Origin of the sequence: Catellatospora chokoriensis, assembly GCF_011297315.1 — a bacterium.
GTDB lineage: Bacteria > Actinomycetota > Actinomycetes > Mycobacteriales > Micromonosporaceae > Catellatospora > Catellatospora citrea.
Genome location: NZ_JAAOTI010000002.1, coordinates 334772 through 351040, shown reverse-complemented (window position 1 = coordinate 351040; position 16269 = coordinate 334772). Strand labels below are relative to the sequence as shown.

At 72.5% G+C, this 16269-nt stretch carries 10 protein-coding genes and 1 pseudogene; 6 read left to right on the top strand and 5 right to left on the bottom strand.

Annotated elements, in window-relative coordinates; genetic code table 11:
- The first annotated feature begins 115 nt into the window (after positions 1-115).
- From HAV39_RS04160 to HAV39_RS04145, 4 genes are read left to right on the top strand one after another with little or no spacing between them, the layout of a single operon-like run.
- The gene (locus HAV39_RS04160) at positions 116-694 is read left to right on the top strand and encodes a helix-turn-helix domain-containing protein (RefSeq protein ID WP_191837811.1); all 579 of its coding nucleotides are present in this window, start codon (positions 116-118) and stop codon (positions 692-694) included.
- Complete coding sequence (locus tag HAV39_RS04155) at positions 691-2025, top strand: MFS transporter (protein WP_191837810.1); 1335 nt, start codon at positions 691-693, stop codon at positions 2023-2025. The genes HAV39_RS04160 and HAV39_RS04155 overlap by 4 nt, the downstream gene beginning before the upstream one ends.
- Positions 1964-2695 carry a lysophospholipid acyltransferase family protein gene (locus HAV39_RS04150; RefSeq protein WP_191837809.1) on the top strand — a complete coding sequence of 244 codons (732 nt, stop codon included), beginning with the start codon at positions 1964-1966 and terminating at the stop codon, positions 2693-2695. The genes HAV39_RS04155 and HAV39_RS04150 overlap by 62 nt, the downstream gene beginning before the upstream one ends.
- A 56-nt stretch (positions 2696-2751) precedes the next feature.
- Positions 2752-3693 carry an acyl-ACP desaturase gene (locus HAV39_RS04145; protein WP_239120726.1) on the top strand — a complete coding sequence of 314 codons (942 nt, stop codon included), beginning with the start codon at positions 2752-2754 and terminating at the stop codon, positions 3691-3693.
- Positions 3694-3839: 146 nt separating this feature from the next.
- Here HAV39_RS04145 and HAV39_RS04140 read toward each other — a convergent pair whose 3' ends face one another.
- A complete protein-coding gene (locus HAV39_RS04140; protein WP_191837808.1) occupies positions 3840-4763 on the bottom strand; it encodes a DMT family transporter in 924 nt (307 codons plus the stop codon).
- 70 nt (positions 4764-4833) lie between these two features.
- Between HAV39_RS04140 and HAV39_RS04135 the strand changes: the two genes are divergently transcribed.
- Positions 4834-5745, top strand: a complete 912-nt coding sequence (locus tag HAV39_RS04135) for a LysR family transcriptional regulator (protein WP_191837807.1) — start codon at positions 4834-4836, stop codon at positions 5743-5745.
- A 103-nt stretch (positions 5746-5848) separates the two neighbouring features.
- On the opposite strand, the gene HAV39_RS04130 is transcribed toward HAV39_RS04135, so the two are convergent.
- The 4 genes and pseudogenes from HAV39_RS04130 to HAV39_RS42520 form a co-directional block, all read right to left on the bottom strand.
- Positions 5849-8569 carry a PQQ-dependent sugar dehydrogenase gene (locus HAV39_RS04130; RefSeq protein WP_191837806.1) on the bottom strand — a complete coding sequence of 907 codons (2721 nt, stop codon included), beginning with the start codon at positions 8567-8569 and terminating at the stop codon, positions 5849-5851.
- A gap of 245 nt (positions 8570-8814) precedes the next feature.
- Positions 8815-10701 carry a cellulase family glycosylhydrolase gene (locus tag HAV39_RS04125; protein ID WP_191837805.1) on the bottom strand — a complete coding sequence of 629 codons (1887 nt, stop codon included), beginning with the start codon at positions 10699-10701 and terminating at the stop codon, positions 8815-8817.
- A gap of 284 nt (positions 10702-10985) precedes the next feature.
- Positions 10986-12164, bottom strand: a complete 1179-nt coding sequence (locus HAV39_RS42150) for a saccharopine dehydrogenase family protein (RefSeq protein WP_239120377.1) — start codon at positions 12162-12164, stop codon at positions 10986-10988.
- 573 nt (positions 12165-12737) lie between these two features.
- Positions 12738-13130, bottom strand: a pseudogene (locus tag HAV39_RS42520) (metallophosphoesterase); the annotation flags it as partial.
- 162 nt (positions 13131-13292) lie between these two features.
- Here HAV39_RS42520 and HAV39_RS04115 point away from each other — a divergent pair.
- Entirely contained in the window at positions 13293-16130 is a 2838-nt protein-coding gene (locus HAV39_RS04115; RefSeq protein WP_191837803.1) for an ATP-binding protein, read from the top strand.
- The last annotated feature ends 139 nt before the right edge of the window (positions 16131-16269 follow it).

Genomic DNA, 16269 nt, shown 5'->3' with positions numbered 1-16269 from the left:
CCCTGTTCGCACCGGTGCCGCAGCCACCGTATCGCGCCGTCCCACACCCCGCACCGACCCAGGTCTTGCAGAATTTTGTTTGCAAAGAGAATTCTGCATTGGTAGCGTGCCGGTCATGAGTCAGGGTGAGGGCGTACGCCGGGTCGGCGAGGTCGAGGAGTTCAAGGCGCTGGCGCATCCGCTGCGGGCGCGGCTGCTCGGGGCGCTGCGCGAGCACGGGCCCGCGACGGCCACCGAGTTGGCGCGCAGGTTCGCCACCGACACCGGGTCGACCAGTTACCACCTGCGCAAACTCGCGCAGGCCGGGTTCATCGCCGAGGCCGGCGACCCCGGCCACCCGCGCGCCCGGCGCTGGCAGGCCGTGCACCGGGTCAACGAGTGGAGCGCCGTCGACATGGCAGCCACCGCGGAGGGCCGCGAGGCGTCCGCGATCATGCGCCGCCAGCAGGTCGACATCCTGATCAGAGACATCGAGGCGTACGAGGCCGCGCTGGGCTCGCTGCCCGCCGGCTGGATCGACGCGTCCGGCGTCGGCGACCTGCTCGTCCGGCTCACGCCGGAGTCCGTGAACATGCTCTGGGCGCGGTTCTACGCGCACGTCGACGAGCTGGTCGCGCAGGACGCCGCCGACCCGGCCGCCCGCCCGGTCAGCATCGTGGTGGCCGGCCTGCCCCGGCTCGGCGAAGCCTCGTGATCACCGCGGTGTCGGCACGCCGCCGCTACGTGCTGATCATGTTCCTGACCTGGCTGCCTGCCGGGCTCTACACCGCGCCCCTGGTGCTGCTGCTGCTCGCGCGCGGGCTCGACCTGGGCGCGATCGCGGCGATCGGCGCGGTCTACTCGGTCACCATCGTGGCGCTGGAGCTGCCCACCGGCGGGCTGTCCGATGTGCTCGGCCGCCGTCCCGTGCTCGCCGCCTCCGCCGTCGCGGGACTGGCCGGGCTCGCCCTGCTCGGCCTGACCGGGGCGGTGTGGCTGCTGGTCGCCTCCGCGGTGCTGCGCGGCGTGGCCCGCGCGCTGTCCTCGGGCCCAGCCGAAGCCTGGTACGTCGACGCGGTCCACGCGGCCCAGGGCCGCGACGCCGACCTGGGACCGGGCCTGGCCCGCGGCGGCATGGCCGCTTCGGCCGCGCTCGGCATCGGCGTGCTCGCGGGCGGGGTCATCCCCTTCCTGTGGCCGGACACGCCATCGGCAGGCGGGCTGGCCGTGCCGGTGCTGCTGGCGGCGGTGTTCGAGCTGGTGCTGCTGCTGGTCGTCGTGTTCGCGATGCCGGAGTCGCGCGGGCCGCGGCCGGGGTTCGGGGCCGTGCTGCGCGGGGTTCCGGCAACGGTGGCGACCGGGCTGCGGCTGGCCGGGCGAGACCACGTGCTGGTGCGGGTGCTGCTGGTGGCCGCTGCGACGGGCACCGGCCTCGCGGTGATCGAGCTGCTGACCCCGGCCTGGATGGCGGTGCTGTCCGGCGGAGCGGGGCGCGGAGTGCTGGCGTATGCGATGGTCGCGGCGATCGGCTTCGCGGCGGACGCGGCAGGCAGCGCGCTGGGGGTGCCGCTGACCAGGTGGCTCGGCTCGCCGGGGCGGGCCGCGTGCGCGGGCACGGTGCTGGCGGCGCTGGCGCTGGGCGGGCTCGCCGGCACGGCCGCGCTGGCCGGGTGGCTCGGCGTGGTCGCGGCCGGTGCGGCGTACCTGCTGATGTTCCTGGGGTTGGGCGCGGCGGTGGCGCCGGTGGGGCGGCTGCTGCACGACCGGGTCGAGGCGGCGGAGCGGGCCACCGTCCTGTCGGTGCAGTCGCTGCTGCTGCAGCTCGGCGCGGCCGCGGGCTCCGTCGCGCTGGGGGCGCTGGCTGCGGCGTACGGGCCGGGACCCGCGTTCGCGGGGTCCGGGTTGCTGCTCGGGGTGGCGGCGCTGACGCTGTGGGGGCTGCCGCGCCGTCGGGACGTCCGGGCACGGGCTCTACTGTTACGCCATGTCGGACCGCGTATACCCGCCCGTGATCGCCCTCGCGAAGACCGCATTCCGCGTTCTTGACCTGCGCGTCGACGTGCAGGGAGCCGAGCACGTGCCCACCACCGGGGGCGCGGTCATCGCCTGCAACCACATCAGCTACCTGGACTTCATCCTGTGCGGGTTCGCGGCACAGCCGGCCAAGCGCCTGGTCCGGTTCATGGCGAAACAGGAGATCTTCGCCAACCGGGTCGCCGGTCCGCTGATGCGTGGAATGCATCACATCCCGGTGGACCGCGAGGCGGGGCTGTCGTCGTACAAGGCCGCCCTGGAGGCGCTCAAGCAGGGCGAGGTCATCGGCGTCTTCCCCGAGGCGACGATCAGCCAGTCGTTCACCGTCAAGGAGCTCAAGGGCGGGTCCGGGCGGATGGCCGCGGCGGCCGGCGTGCCGCTGATCCCGATGGCCCTGTGGGGCCCGCAGCGGCTGTGGACGAAGGGCCGCCCGCGCCGGCTGACCCAGCGGCACGTGGCCGTGACGATCCTGGTCGGCGAGCCGATGCATCCCAGCAAGCGGGACAAGTCCGACATCGTCACAGCCGAGTTGCATCGCCGTATGCAGGAACTTCTCGATCGGGCACAGCAGGAGTATCCGGACAAACCTCAGGGTCCGGAGGACTCCTGGTGGCTGCCCGCCCACCTCGGCGGCACCGCTCCCGCTCCCGACCAGGTCAAAGACTCCGCGGACGAGGACTAGTTACGGTCTCGTAGGTTACGGTACCGTAGTTACCAGCCCATCTCAGGAGGACTGCGTTGACGACCGAAACCACCGACACCCTGGTACTGCTGCGCGAACTCGAGCCGGTGGTGGAGACCAACCTCAACCGCCACCTGGCCACCGCGAAGGAGTGGTTCCCGCACGAGTACGTGCCGTGGAGCCAGGGCAGCGACTTCGACGGCCCGCTCGGCGGCCAGGCCTGGGAGCCGAGCCAGTCGAAGCTGTCGGAGGTCGCCCGCACCTCGCTGATCGTCAACCTCCTCACCGAGGACAACCTGCCCAGCTACCACCACGAGATCGCGACGCTGTACGGCCGCGACGGCGCGTGGGGCACCTGGGTGCACCGCTGGACCGCGGAAGAGGGCCGGCACGGCGTCGCGATCCGCGACTACCTGCTGACCACGCGCGCCGTCGACCCGATCGCGCTGGAGCGGGCCCGCATGGTGCACATGGAGACCGGCTTCACCGCCGACCACCCCGACGTGCTCGGCTCCCTGTCGTACGTCTCCATGCAGGAGCTCGCCACCCGCGTGGCACACCGCAACACCGGGCGCATCAGCGGCGACCCGATCTGCGACGCGCTGCTGGCCAAGGTCGCCGCGGACGAGAACCTGCACATGCTCTTCTACCGCAACCTGCTCATGGCCTCGTTCGAGCTGGTCCCGAACGCCACCATGGAAGCGATCCTGCGCGTGGTGAAGTCGTTCCAGATGCCCGGCCACACCATCGAGAACTTCGGCCGCAAGTCGGTGCAGATCGCCATGGCCGGCATCTACGACCTGCGCATCCACCACGACGAGGTGGTCATGCCGGTGCTGCGCCAGCTCAAGGTGCTCGAGCGCACCGGCCTGTCCGCCGAGGGCGAGCGCGCCCGCGAGGAGCTGGTCGAGGTCCTGGGCAAACTGGACGCCGCCGCCTCCCGCTTCGAGGAGAAGCGCGCCGCCAACCTGGCCCGCGCCGCCGCCCGCGCCGCCTGACCCCCCACCCCTCGCGCGTTGATCATGAACTTAAGGACGTGTTCGGCGGCGTGTCCCTACCCCGGCACCGTGATGACCAAGTCGGCCTTCGTCGATCACGGCGCCAGGGTGGCGACACGCCGCCCAGCACGTCCTTAAGTTCATGATCAACGCGAGAGGGCGGGGTGGCGGGCGGGAGCGGGAGCCGGAGCGGTGGGAGTCGAGGCGGGAGCCGGCTTGCGGGTGGAGAGCCAGGAGCCGAGGAGGATCAGGGCGAAGCCGAGGACGGTGGCCGGGGTGAGCGGCTCGGCGAGCAGGAGTACGCCGAGTCCGACGGCGACCGCGGGGCTCGTGTAGGAGACCAGCGCCGCGGAACCGGCTCCAGCCAGGGCGATGAGCTTGTAGTACACGAGGAACGCCAGGGCGGTGCTGAGCAGGCCGAGCGCGAGCACGGCGGCGGAGGCGTCCAGGCCGGGCAGGCTCGTGGGGGCGGCCAGCAGGCCCGCGGGCAGCAGCAGCACGCTCGCGATCCCGGTGGTGCCGACGACCACGCCCAGCGGCGGCACGTCCGACAGCTTCTTCTTCACCAGCGTGGTGGCTCCGGCGTAGGACACCCCGGCCAGCAGGACGAGGCCCGCGCCGACCAACTCCAGCCGGTCGCCGCCGCCGAGGTCGAACCCGACCACGGCGGCCACCCCGACCAGGCCGATGAACAGTCCGAACAGCTTGCGGGCGCCCGCTCGTTCGGAGGCGTCGAAGCGCAGCGCGAGCACGGCGATGACCAGTGGCTGCGAGGCCAGCAGCAGCGCGGTCAGCGACGAGCTGATGTGCACTTCGCCGTACGTGATGAGCAGTTGCGGCGCGACGACGTGCAGCAGCGACAGCGCCCCGATCGCGGTCCACCTGCCGCTCAGCGCGGCCAACGCGCCCTTGCGGTAGGCCAGCGGGAGCAGCACCGCCACGGCGATGAGGGTGCGTCCGAGCACGACGACCGGCGGCGACAGCTCCGTCAGCGCGATCTTGATGAACAGGTACGGGATGCCCCAGAGCACCGACATCGCGGCCAGCAGGACCCAGGCTTGACGCTTCATGTGTTCAGCCTCGCGCGCTAGAGTTGTTAGCGGTAGTGATGACTTACTTACGCGGCTTGCAGAGGTTCTAATGATCGACGTACAGCGGCTGCGCATCCTGCGCGAGGTGGCCGAGCACGGCAGTTTCAGCGGCGCGGCGGCGGCGCTGCTGCTCACCCCGTCGGCGGTGTCCCAGCAGATCGCCGCGCTGGAGCGCAGCCTCGGCACGCCGGTGGTGGAGCGGACGACCCGCGGCACCACCCTCACCGACCCGGGCCGCGTGCTGGTCGAGTCCGCCGACGTGGTGCTCGCCGAGCTGGTGCACGCGCAGGAGCGCATCAGCCGGCTGGCGCAGGGCCGGGCCGAGCGGCTGGCCGTCGCGACCTTCATCAGCGGCGGGCAGCTGCTGCTCCCGCCCGCGCTGACCGGGTTCGCCGCGGCGCATCCGCGGGCCGAGCTGACCGTGCTGGAGAGCGAGACCGAGGAGAGCCTGGCGCTGGTCCGCGAGGGCCGCGCGGAGCTGGCGCTGGTCTACCACTTCGACGGGCCGCCGCCGGTGCGTCCGGGCGACCGGTCCGGCCTGGCCTGGACACCGCTGCTCGACGATCCGATGCGGATCGTGGTGCCCACCGCGCACCCGCTGGCCGGGCGCGGCGAGGTCGACCTCGCGGAACTGTCGGGGCAGCGGTGGGTGCAGGGCTGCGTCAGCGTCGGCGAGCTGCTCGACGGCTACGCGGCGATCGCCGGGTTCGAGGTCAACGTCTCCTGCCGCACGACCGACTACGGGTTCGCGGTGTCGCTGATCGCGGCCGGGGTCGGCATCGGCCTGATCCCGTCGGTGGCGCTGGCCGGGCCACCGCCCGGGGTGTCGGTGCTGACCCTGCGCGCCCCCGCGCCGACCCGCTACATCGGCCTGGTCACCCGCCGCGGCAAGCAATCCCCCCTGGTCGAAGAACTGACCCGCAACCTCCTGACCGCCCCGACCGCCCTCGGCCTGCGCTGACCCCCGGCCCGGCCCGGCCCGCAACCCTTGAAGACTTGTGGCCTCCGCGGATGCAGGAGGCCACAAGTCTTCAAGAGTTGCCCCAGGAGAGGGGGCGGGCGGGTTACTTGGCGATCGCTACCAGGGAGATGTCGTCGTTGAGGTCGGCGCCGACGTACTTGTGGTCGCCCGCGACGTACAGGCGGCACGGGTTGATGTCGGCCTCGCCCTTGGCGCTGTCGTGGCGGCACACCACGGCCTCGTGATCGGCGGACACCTTCAGCGAGCTGATCTTGTCGTTGCCGACCGGACCGATCTCCGCCGACTCGTAGATGCCGATGCCGTACTTGTTGTAGACGCCCTTGAAGTCGCGGTCGCGGTAGACCGTCATCCGCGCGCCGTTGCTCGGCCCGGCCAGCACCGCCATCAGCGAGATCTTGTTGTCGAGCGTGCTGCCCTGCAGCGTGTGCTCGCCCGCGCCGAACGTGCGGCAGGGGCCGAGATCGCCCTTGTTCGAGAAGTTCTTGCCGTCGTTGCTGCACGCCACGAACCGGTAGCCCGGCTCCACCCGGAACGACGTGATCGCGTCGTTGCCGACGAGGTTCAGGTTGCCCTGCCACGCCTGGTGGATGCCGGGCGCGAACTGCTGCGACGCACCGGTGAGGCCGGCCCCCTCGTACACGGTCACGGCCGGGCCGCCGACCGCGATCAGGTGCACGTTGTCCTCGAAGTTCACGCCGAGCGCCGGGTGGTCGCCCGCGGTGAAGTAGCGGCACGGGCCGACCTGGCCGCTGTTCACGCCCGCGTCGCGGTCGTGCTGGCAGACCAGCGCCTCGTGCCCGGTCGCCACCTTCATCGAGCTGGTCTCGGTGTCGACCTGGTTCAGCTCGCCGACGCTGGCCTCGAAGCCGCCGACGCCGAGCCCCTGCGAGCTGCCGGAGAAGTTCGTTCCGGTGTACGCGGTGACGCCCTTGCCCTTGGCCGGGCCGCCCAGGACGGCGATCAGCGACGCCTTGTCGTTGAGGTCGGCGCCGACGAACTCATGCTGGCCGGGGCCGTAGTAGCGGCAGGCGCCGAGGTTCAGGGCGTTGACGCGGCCCTGGGAGCTGTCGTCCTGGCACACCACGACGCGGTAGCCGGGGCCGACCTTCAGCGAGCTCATCTTGTCGTTGCCGACCGAGCCCAGCTCACCCGTGGCGTTGTCATGCACGCCCGCGCCGAGCGCCTGGAAGGAGCCCTTGAAGTCGCGGTCACCGTAGATCATGACCGGCGACGCGGGCTGCCCCGGCGCGTACCGCACCCGGTAGATCTTCGCGCCGGCCTTGGTGGGGTCGCCGCTGTCGGGGTACAGGCCGGTGAAGTAGAGGCCGTCCTGGCCGACGGCGAGGCCGGCGACCGAGGTCTTGCCGCCGCCGTTGTACTCCACCAGCGTCTTCGGGGCGGTGACGGAGCCGTCGCCGTTGAACCCGAACTCGACGATCCGCTTGCCCTTCTCCTGCGGGCCGGTGGCGTAGGTCGGGCCGCTCTCGGAGACGAACGCGTGTCCCCACTTGTCCTCGGGGAAGCCGCCCGCGTGGTGGTCGCTCTGCTCGGTGAAGGCGATGTTCACCGGCGCGTGCGTGTGCTCCCAGGAGTAGAGCGCGTTCTTCTTCATGTCGCCGACGTCGCCGTCCCAGCCGTAGTCCGTGCCCTTGGTGATGCGGGCGAGGCGGTCGTTGGCGCCGGGGCCGTTCTCGACGGAGTAGTGCTGGCCGTCCGTGGCACGCCAGGCGCCGCCGAACGGGTTGCGCAGGCCGTACGCGAAGATCATGTCGCGGGCGCTGATGCCGTCGTCGTCGTTGTAGAACGGGTTGTCGCTGGGCACCGACCCGTCCAGGTTCAGCCGCAGCACCTTGCCCCGGGCCGAGTCCTTGTCCTGCGCGGTGTCGGGCTCGAAGCCGTCGCCCAGGTGCACGTAGAGCTTGCCGTCCGGCCCGATGCTCAGGTTGGAGATCTGGTGCGAGGCGCTCTGCGGCTCGTCGTCGAGGTCCAGGATCGTCTTCTTCGACGCGGCCGTCTTGCCGCCGTCGGTGCTGTGGAACCGGACGACCTTCGGGTAGTAGTTGCTGCCGTCCTTGTAGACCATGGACGCGAACAGGTCGCCCGACGCCGGGTCCATCACCAGGCCGGCCAGGCCCATCTCACCGCTGCCGGGAAAGACCTTGGACGGGTCGTAGTTGAGCAGGTCGTCGGCGTAGGTGGACACCGAGTAGTCGGCCTTGACCACCTTGATCTTGCCGTACAGCTCCGTCACGTAGAACATCGGCTTGGCCGGGTCGGCGACGTGGCCGGGCACCATGGCGATGTTGACCGGCAGCGAGAATCCGCCGGCCACCTCCTCGACCTTGTAGCCCTCCTGCTTGACCACCCACTCCGGCGCGTCGGGCCGCGGCTTGAGCTCCTTGGCGGTGCGGAACGGCCGCTCGGTCCAGGCACTCCACTCGGTGCCCGCGTCGCCGCTGTTGTCCTTGAACCGGACTCGCAGCTCGTAGTCCTTGTCGGGGATGAGGTCGGAGCGGCCGGCGTGCGAGTTCTCGAACACGCCGTCGCCCATGTGGATGTGGTTGCGCAGCACGCCGCCGGTGCAGCCGCTGGCCCAGATCCGCTCGCCGCCGGTGCTGATCTCCCACTCGCTGCACAGGTGCCCGTCGCCGTCCGGGTCGCTGAACGGGGCCGCCTCCATGTGCACGTCGGCGGCGCTGACCAGCGAGTTGTCGGCGCCGGGCTCGGTGATCGTGGGTGCGGTGGGCGGCGATGCGGCCTGCGCGGGCGCGCCGGGCATGACGACCGAGAGAATTCCTGACATCAGCGCCGCACCGACGGGCAGCGATCTCCGATGACCCATAGCGTGAAAGCCCTCCATCTCGTGTGGTGTCCGCTGACAGTGCGCCAGGCTAACGAGCGGAATGCATATTTCAGGCTCTTACACGCTGGTGTCTCCAAATAAGCCCTAATTTCCCCAATACGCGTGGAGAAATGAATTGTCGGGAACTAAACAGTCGCGCCCGCCCCGTGGGTACGGGGCGGGCGCGACTGTTCGCAAAGCGGGTGTCAGCTACGCGTGCAGGTCAGCGCGGGCACCGCGTTGACCGAGTTGTTCCAGGTCCCGTTGAACCCGAACGACGTGGACGCGTTCGGGCCAAGGTTGCCGTTGTAGCTCATGTTCCGCGCCGTGTGGCTCGCGCCGCTGGCGGTGTCCTGCGCGCTCCAGATCTGCGTGATGGTCTGCCCGTTGGCGAACGTCCAGGTCACGGCCCAGCTGGTGCTGGCGGTGGAGCCGTTGGTCACGGTCACGTTCGCCCCGAAGCCGCCGGGCCACTGGTTGGTGATCGCGTATGTCGCCGTGCAGCCGCCCGTGCCCCCGGCGGTCTGCGTGGTCACGTTCACCGTGGCCGAGCGCGCCGAGCGGTTGCCCGCGGCGTCCTTGGCGTACACCGCGAGGGTGTACTGCGTCGCGGCGGTCAGGCCGGTCAGTGACGCCGAGTTGCCGCTCGGCGAGGCGAGCACCGTCTCCGTCGAACCGGACACCCGGACCACGTCGTAGCCGGTCACGCCGACGTTGTCCGTCGACGCCGACCAGGACAGGCTCAGCGACGACGAGGTCACGTTCGACGCCGACGGCGTGCCCGGCGTGGTCGGGGCCTGCGTGTCGCCGCCGGTGCCCGAGGTCGTGACACCGACCGTCGCCGAGCGGGCCGAGCGGTTGCCCGCCGCGTCCTTGGCGTACACGGCCAGGGTGTACTGCGTGCCCGCGGACAGGCCGGTCAGCGACGCGGAGTTCGTGCTCGGCGAGGCCAGCACCGTCTCCGTCGAACCGGACACCCGCACCACGTCGTAGCCGGTCACGCCGACGTTGTCCGTCGACGCCGACCAGGACAGGCTCAGCGACGACGAGGTCACGTTCGACGCCGACGGGGTGCCCGGGGTCGTCGGGGCCTGCGTGTCGCCGCCGGTGTTGTAGATGGTCGCCTGCGTCGAGGTGGTGGACAGGCCGTTGCTGCCGGTGATGTAGCGGTTGCCCCAGGTGCTGCGCTGGGCCGGGTTGAAGCTGGTCACCATGTCGAGGTATTCGACGCCGCCGCCGTTGCCGCTCCACGACCAGCCCATGTTGCCGATACCGGCGGACTGGGTCTTGGCCATGATGGTGTCCTCGTCGGGGTTGCCGTCGGAGTGGTTGTCGCCGAACTCGCACACGCACAGCGCCAGGTTGCGGCTGGTGAACGAGTCGACGTACGCGGTCACCTCGGCGGCGGTGTCGAACACGCCGTACATGTGCACGCTGAAGATGGTGTTGCCGGTGGTGTCGGCGGCCAGCACGCTCGGCGCGTTGTCGCGCATCGTGAACGACCAGTCCTGACCCCAGTTCGGCGCGTCGACCATGATGGTGTGCTGGAACCCGGCGTTGCGCAGCCGCTGGATGGCGCTCTTGGTGGCGTCGGTCCAGTTCGGGGTGACGGCGTTGTTGCCGATCGGCTCGTTGCCGATGTTGAGGATGACGTAGTTCTCCTGGCCGGTCAGCGCGCTCTGGATGCTGATCCAGTAGTTCACCGCCGCGTCCAGGCTGACGGCGCCGCTCTGCTCGCCGAAGCCGGTGGTGTCGTGGTTCTCCAGCACGCAGATCAGCTTGTTGGTCTTGCACAGCGAGATGACGTTCGCGACGTCGCTCGCGGTGTTGGTGGTCCAGCGCCCGCCGGACAGCACCACTCGCACCGAGTTGGCCCCGGCCGCCTTGATGTTGGCGAACGAGCTGGTCTGGGTGGCGTACCAGGCATGCGGGTGGTTGATGCCGCGCAGTTTCAGGGCGGTGCCGTTGGCCTCGACGAGCTTGCCGTTGGCGACCCGGATGCCGGTGGCGGCCTGGGCCGGCTGGCTGAAGGCCACCACGGCGGCGGCCAGCGTCAGCATGGACGCAGCCGCGAGCGCGATCTTTCTTTTCATGTTCACCTCGGAGGGAGCAGCCCCGCGGGCAGTGCCGGCACGGGGGGACGGACACGAGGACTCGGGTTGACGCAGCCCGACGGCTCCCTACAAGCGTCGGCATCAGCATAGGTTGATGCACCGATGCGCGCAACCGGTTAAGGTGCCTCCCCCGGCTTCCCCGCTACCCATTGCAGCACCGGAGCTGAACCGGTTCACTCTCGTCACCTCGCGACCGGTAGCCGCGACCAGCCCGCGACGGCGGAACGAGCACCCGCTCGCGCGAACCTGCCGCCCCCGCGTGTTCAGCTCGCTTCGACCTCGAACCGCAGACCCGCCGCGACGAGCCGGGCCGTCAGCGCGTCACCCATCGCCACAGCGGTGGTGACCTGGCCCGACGTCTGCGGCAACGGATCGAAGGCCAGGCACAGCGCCGCCTCGGCGAGCATCTTCGCGGTCTCGCCGTAGCCGGGGTCGCCGCCCGCCACCTCGGCGACCACCCGCTGCCCGCCGCCCTCGCCGACGAACCGGACGCTGAACCAGTTCCGCTCCCGCTGCTGCGGGCTCGGGCCCTGCCCCCCGGGCAGCCGCCGCATCAGCCACCGCCGCACCGGACCGCATTGGGCCAGCACGAACAGCACCGCCGCACCGGCGAGCGCGGCCAGCGCGACCGGCAGCCGGCGCACCACCGCGCTGTGGGTGTAGGCGAAGTCCGGGCCGTAGCGCGCCAGCGCCGCCGCGGACCGGCCCACGATCTGCGGATCGACCGTCGGCAGCGGCACCGCCCAGCCCTTGAGCCCGCTCTCCGGGCGCACCCGGCGCAGGCCGCCGAGCGGGGTCCGGACGCGCCGGTCCGCCGGGCGGGGATCGAGCGCGCGGCGCTCGCGGGCGACGTGGGCGGTCCGACGCCGCCGCGAGAACGCCAGCAGCGCCGAGGCGAGCGTGCCGCCGGAGACCGAGCCGTGCGCCCGCACGTGGCCGTCGACCCGGATCGGTCCGTCGGCCGGCAGCCGGCCGACGGTCAGGCACACCCCGAGGTCGTGCGGCACCGAGTCGAACCCGCACGCGTGGACCAGGCGGGCCCCGCTGGTCACCGCGGCGGCGTGGTGGCGCACGTACATGTCGTCGATGAACTCGGGCTCGCCGGTCAGGTCCACGTAGTCGGTGCCGGCCGCCGCACACGCGGCCACCAGCGGCTCGCCGTGCAGCACGTACGGGCCCACCGTGCTGATCACCACCCGGGCCGCGGCGGCCAGCGCGTCGAGCGACGCCGGGTCGGCGCTGTCGGCGTACAGCAGAGGCAGTTCGGCGCAGCCGGGCACGGCTGACGCCAGCCGGTCCCGCACCGCCGCGAGCCGGGCCTGATCGCGCCCGGCGAGTGCCCACCGGCACCCGTCCGGCGCATGCCGCGCCAGGTAGTCGGCCGTCAGCCCGCCGGTGAACCCGGTCGCGCCGAACAGCACGAGGTCGTAAGGCCGATCCACACCGCGCGTCACCGTCACTTCGGCATCTCCGGACGTTCGCTCACGGGTCGTCGACAGCACGGAGCCCGCTGCGGCCGAGGCGCCTGCGGTCACCGCATCGTCCGGTCGTGGCGGCGGGGCCGGCTGCTCCATGCCGCTCGGCTGGTGACCGGAGAAGAGCACCGTCGCGCCGTCGAGTTCCAGCGGCCGCCACGAGGGCGCGCCGCTGCGGCCGTGCTTGGGGTCGACGCCGATGAACACCCGGCCGCCCGCGCGCAGCCGGACGTGCCGGGCCGCCCAGTCGACGGTGGCCCGCTGCCGGATCCGGCCGGTGACGCGCCAGCTGCGGTCGCGGAAGCCCACGATCTGCGAGTGCCCGTGGATCTGCCCGAACGGCACGAAGCCCCCGGTGGCATGGAAATCGAGCCATTCGCCGTACAGCTCGGAACCGGCCTCGGCCCACAGCGGCCCGGACTTGCCGTCGGCGTCGGTGTAGAAACCGCGCCACAGCAACGGCTCGGGGCGCTCGTCGAGCAGCCGGGCGGCGGCCGCGGCGGTCACCGGCTCGCCCAGCTCCTGCCAGCACGCCACCGTCAGCCCGGCATGGCTGAGCAGGTAGTCGTCGTCGTCCGCGGTGCGCACCGCCGTCGCCACGCGCAGCCTGCCGTCGTCCCACCAGGAGCGCAGCAGCCGGGCGTCGGCTTTGGACAACCGCTGCGGGAAGAACTGGTCGCCGCCGGGCAGGTACTGCGACTCGTGGTTGCCCAGCAGCTGGATCCACTGGTCCGGCTGGTCGTCGAGGCGGCCGGCCACGATGCGCAGCACGCCGGAGCTGTCCGGGCCGCGGTCGACCAGATCCCCGACCTGGATCACGGTCAGCTCGGCGGGCAGCCGCAGGTCCTTCTTCCGCGCCCCGGCCGCGACCAGCGCCGCGCGGAGCTGATCCGGGAAGCCGCCGACGTCCCCGATGACGATGACCCGGCCCATCCGCCCTCCTCCGTCTCGCGCCGCCACACTACCCACGGCCGCCCGGGGGCGGTTCGGCCGACCGGACGTCGGCCGCCCGCACGAAGCCGCCCCGGCAGTCGGGTTCCGTTCACGGCGCGGGATGACTTGGCGTCGATGCCCGACAACGGCGAAGATACGGGCGTGCAGACAGACCGCGTGTTCGTCGGGCGCAACGAGACTCTGCAACGCTTCCTGCACGCTGTGGCGCAGCCGCCCGCGGTGCTGTTCGTCGCGGGCGAAGCGGGCAGCGGCAAGACCAGGCTGATCAACGAGTGGCGGCGGCAGGCCGCCGGGACGGTGCTCGCCGCCGCCTGCCCGCCCATCCGGCCGCCGCTGCCGCTGGCCGCCGCGACCGGGTTGCTGCTGTCCGCCGAGCCGCACCTGGCCCCGGCGTCCACGTTGAACCCCCTGCTGGGCGTGCTGCGCCCGCTGCTGCCCGAACTCGCCGACCGGATGCCGCCGGGCCTGCCGGGTCTGGCCGACCCCGCCGAGGACCGGCACCGGATGCTGCGGGCGATCGGCGCGCTGCTCGGCTCGCTGGGCCGGGTCACGCTGGTGGTCGAGGATCTGCAGTGGATCGACCCCGATTCACGTGACCTGCTGTCGCTGCTGCTGTCCGCACCGCTGCCGGAGGTCTGCCTGGTGCTGTCGTACCGGCCCGAGGAGCTGGCGGTGCCGGGGCTGCCGCTCGGCGTCGCCGCCGCGTACGCGCCGCAGATGCGCTCGGCCACCGTGCGGGTCCACCCGCTGCAGGCCGACGACGTGCGCCGCCTGGTCCGCCAGGTCCGGCGGCAGGACCCCCCGGCCGACTTCACCGCCCGGCTCACCGCGGTCACCGGCGGCGTGCCCCGCGTCATCGAGGACGTGCTCGAGCAGCTGCGCGCGCCCGGGGAGGAGAGCGACGGCAACGGCTTCGGCCGGTTCGCCCCGCCCGCGCGGCTGCGTGAGCTGACCAACGCCCGCGTCGCCGCGCTGTCCACGGCCGGGCGGCGCATCGCCGAGGCCGCCGCCGTGCTCGACGAGCCCGTCGCCGAGGAACTGCTGGCCGAGGTGTCCGGGATGGACGCCGGGGAGGGCCGCGACGCCCTCGTCGAGGTGCTGGCCGGGGCGGTGCTCGCCGAGGCCGAGGACGGCCGCTACGGCTACCGGATCCCGCTGGCCGCCCGCGCCGTGTACGAGGTGATGCCCGGCCCGTGGCGGCGCGAGCTGCACAGCCGCGCCGCGATCGCCCTCGCGCACGGCAACGCGGCCCCGCAACTGGCCCGGCTCGCCCACCACCACCGCCGCTCGGGCCAGCACAAGGCCTGGATGCGCCACGCCGAGGCGGCGGCCGAGCGCTACATCGCCGACGGCGACAACGAGTCCGCGATCGCCACCCTGGAGGAGGTGCTGGCCGACCAGACCGTGCCGCGCAACGTGCGCACCCGGCTGACCATCCGGCTGGCGCAGACCGCCGAGGTCGGCCGCCGCTCGGACCAGACCGTCGCTCTGCTGCGGCGCATCATCGCCGACGACCGGCTGCCCGTCGCCGCCCGTGGGGAGCTGCGGCTCAAGCTGGGCCTGGTGCTGATGAACCAGGCCGGTGAGTACGTCGAGGGCGCTGCCGAGGTGGAACAGGCCGTCGACGAGCTGCACGAGCGGCCGGCGCTGGCGGCCCGCGCCATGGCCGTGCTGTCGTGGCCGGTGCTGCACTTCTCCTCGTTCAGCCGTGACCTGGGCTGGCTGGAACGCGCCGAGGAGGCCGCCGCCGCCTGCGACGACGACGCGATCAAGATGGCGGTGCTCGCCAACCGGGCCACCCTCCTGATGAACTGCGGCGACCCGGCCGCGTGGACGGTGGCGCAGCGGCTGACCACCGAGGGTGGCTCGAACCTGGCCGTGCGCCAGCAGGTCGCCCGCGGCCTGCAGAACCTGGCCGACGCGACGATCCTGCTGGGCCGCCACCGCGCCGCGGAGGACTTCCTGCGCCAGGCCACCGAGCTCGCCGACCAGGTCGGCGCGTCGGTCACCAGCACCACCGCCCGGTGCACCATGCTGCGCCTGGACTGGGCGATGGGCCGGTGGCCCGGCCTGGCCGACCGGGCCGCCGAGTTCACCGGGCCGGACGGGCCCACCACCACGGTCGAGGGGCATCTGGTGACCGGGCAGCTGGCGATGGCCCGCGGCGACTGGGACACCGCGGAGTCCTCCCTGGCCGCCGCGGGCGTCGCCGCCCCGCACACGAGCACGGTGCCGGTGGTCGCCGCGGCCTCCGGGGCCCACATCCGGGTGCTGGCCGCCCGCGGGCAGCTCGACGAGGCCGTCGCCGAGACCCGCCGGGCGGTGGCCCGGGTGCGCGCGAAGGCCATCTGGAACTGGGCGGCCGAACTGGCCCCGTACGCGGTGCACGTGCTCGGCCAGGCCGGGCTGACCGGGGAGGCGCGCGACCTGGCCGAGGAGTTCGCCGAAGGCATGCGCGGCCTGGAGTCGCCGCTGGCCGAAGCGTCCCTGGAGCTGTGCCGAGGGCACCTGCTCGCCGCCGAGGACCGCCACGCCGAGGCGGTGGCCCACTTCGCCGGAGCGGCCAAGGGCTTCGCCGCGCAGCCGCGCCCGTACGAAGCGGCGCAGGCCGAGGAGGGCCGGGCCCGCAGCGAACTGGCCCTGCGACCGGGCGACGCGGACGCGCTGGCCACGCTGGCCGCGGCGGGCGCCGCGTTCACCGCGCTGGGTGCGGGCTGGGACGCGGCCCGCTGCCAGCACACGCTGCGCGAGCACGGGGTGGTGGCGCGGGGCGGGCGGCCGGGCTACGGCGGCGGCCTCACCCCCCGGGAACGAGAGGTGGCCCGGCTGGCCGCGCAGGGGCGCACCAACCGCGAGATCGCCCAGATGCTCTTCCTGTCGCCGCGCACCGTCGAGCAGCACGTGGCCCGCTCGCTGCACAAACTGGGCGTCCACTCCCGAGCCGAGCTGGCCGGGGTGGAACTGGACCTGCCGGGTTGACCGCGCGCTGACCGTCACCTGTTCCTGAGCCGGGTCAGAACGTGAGCGGCCCCCGGAGCCGTTGCCGGCGCCGGAGGCCACCTCCTCCCCAGGCCCCGTCGGCGGCCCTGGCACTGGCCGGACGACGGTGGATCGAGCC

Excerpts from the sequence above, each read along its gene's own strand:
- HAV39_RS04160 (WP_191837811.1), top strand. The coding sequence starts at position 116 with ATGAGTCAGGGTGAGGGCGTACGCCGGGTCGGCGAGGTCGAGGAGTTC.
- HAV39_RS04150 (WP_191837809.1), top strand. The coding sequence starts at position 1,964 with ATGTCGGACCGCGTATACCCGCCCGTGATCGCCCTCGCGAAGACCGCA.
- HAV39_RS04140 (WP_191837808.1), bottom strand. The coding sequence starts at position 4,763 with ATGAAGCGTCAAGCCTGGGTCCTGCTGGCCGCGATGTCGGTGCTCTGG.
- HAV39_RS04135 (WP_191837807.1), top strand. The coding sequence starts at position 4,834 with ATGATCGACGTACAGCGGCTGCGCATCCTGCGCGAGGTGGCCGAGCAC.
- HAV39_RS04130 (WP_191837806.1), bottom strand. The coding sequence starts at position 8,569 with ATGTCAGGAATTCTCTCGGTCGTCATGCCCGGCGCGCCCGCGCAGGCC.
- HAV39_RS04125 (WP_191837805.1), bottom strand. The coding sequence starts at position 10,701 with ATGAAAAGAAAGATCGCGCTCGCGGCTGCGTCCATGCTGACGCTGGCC.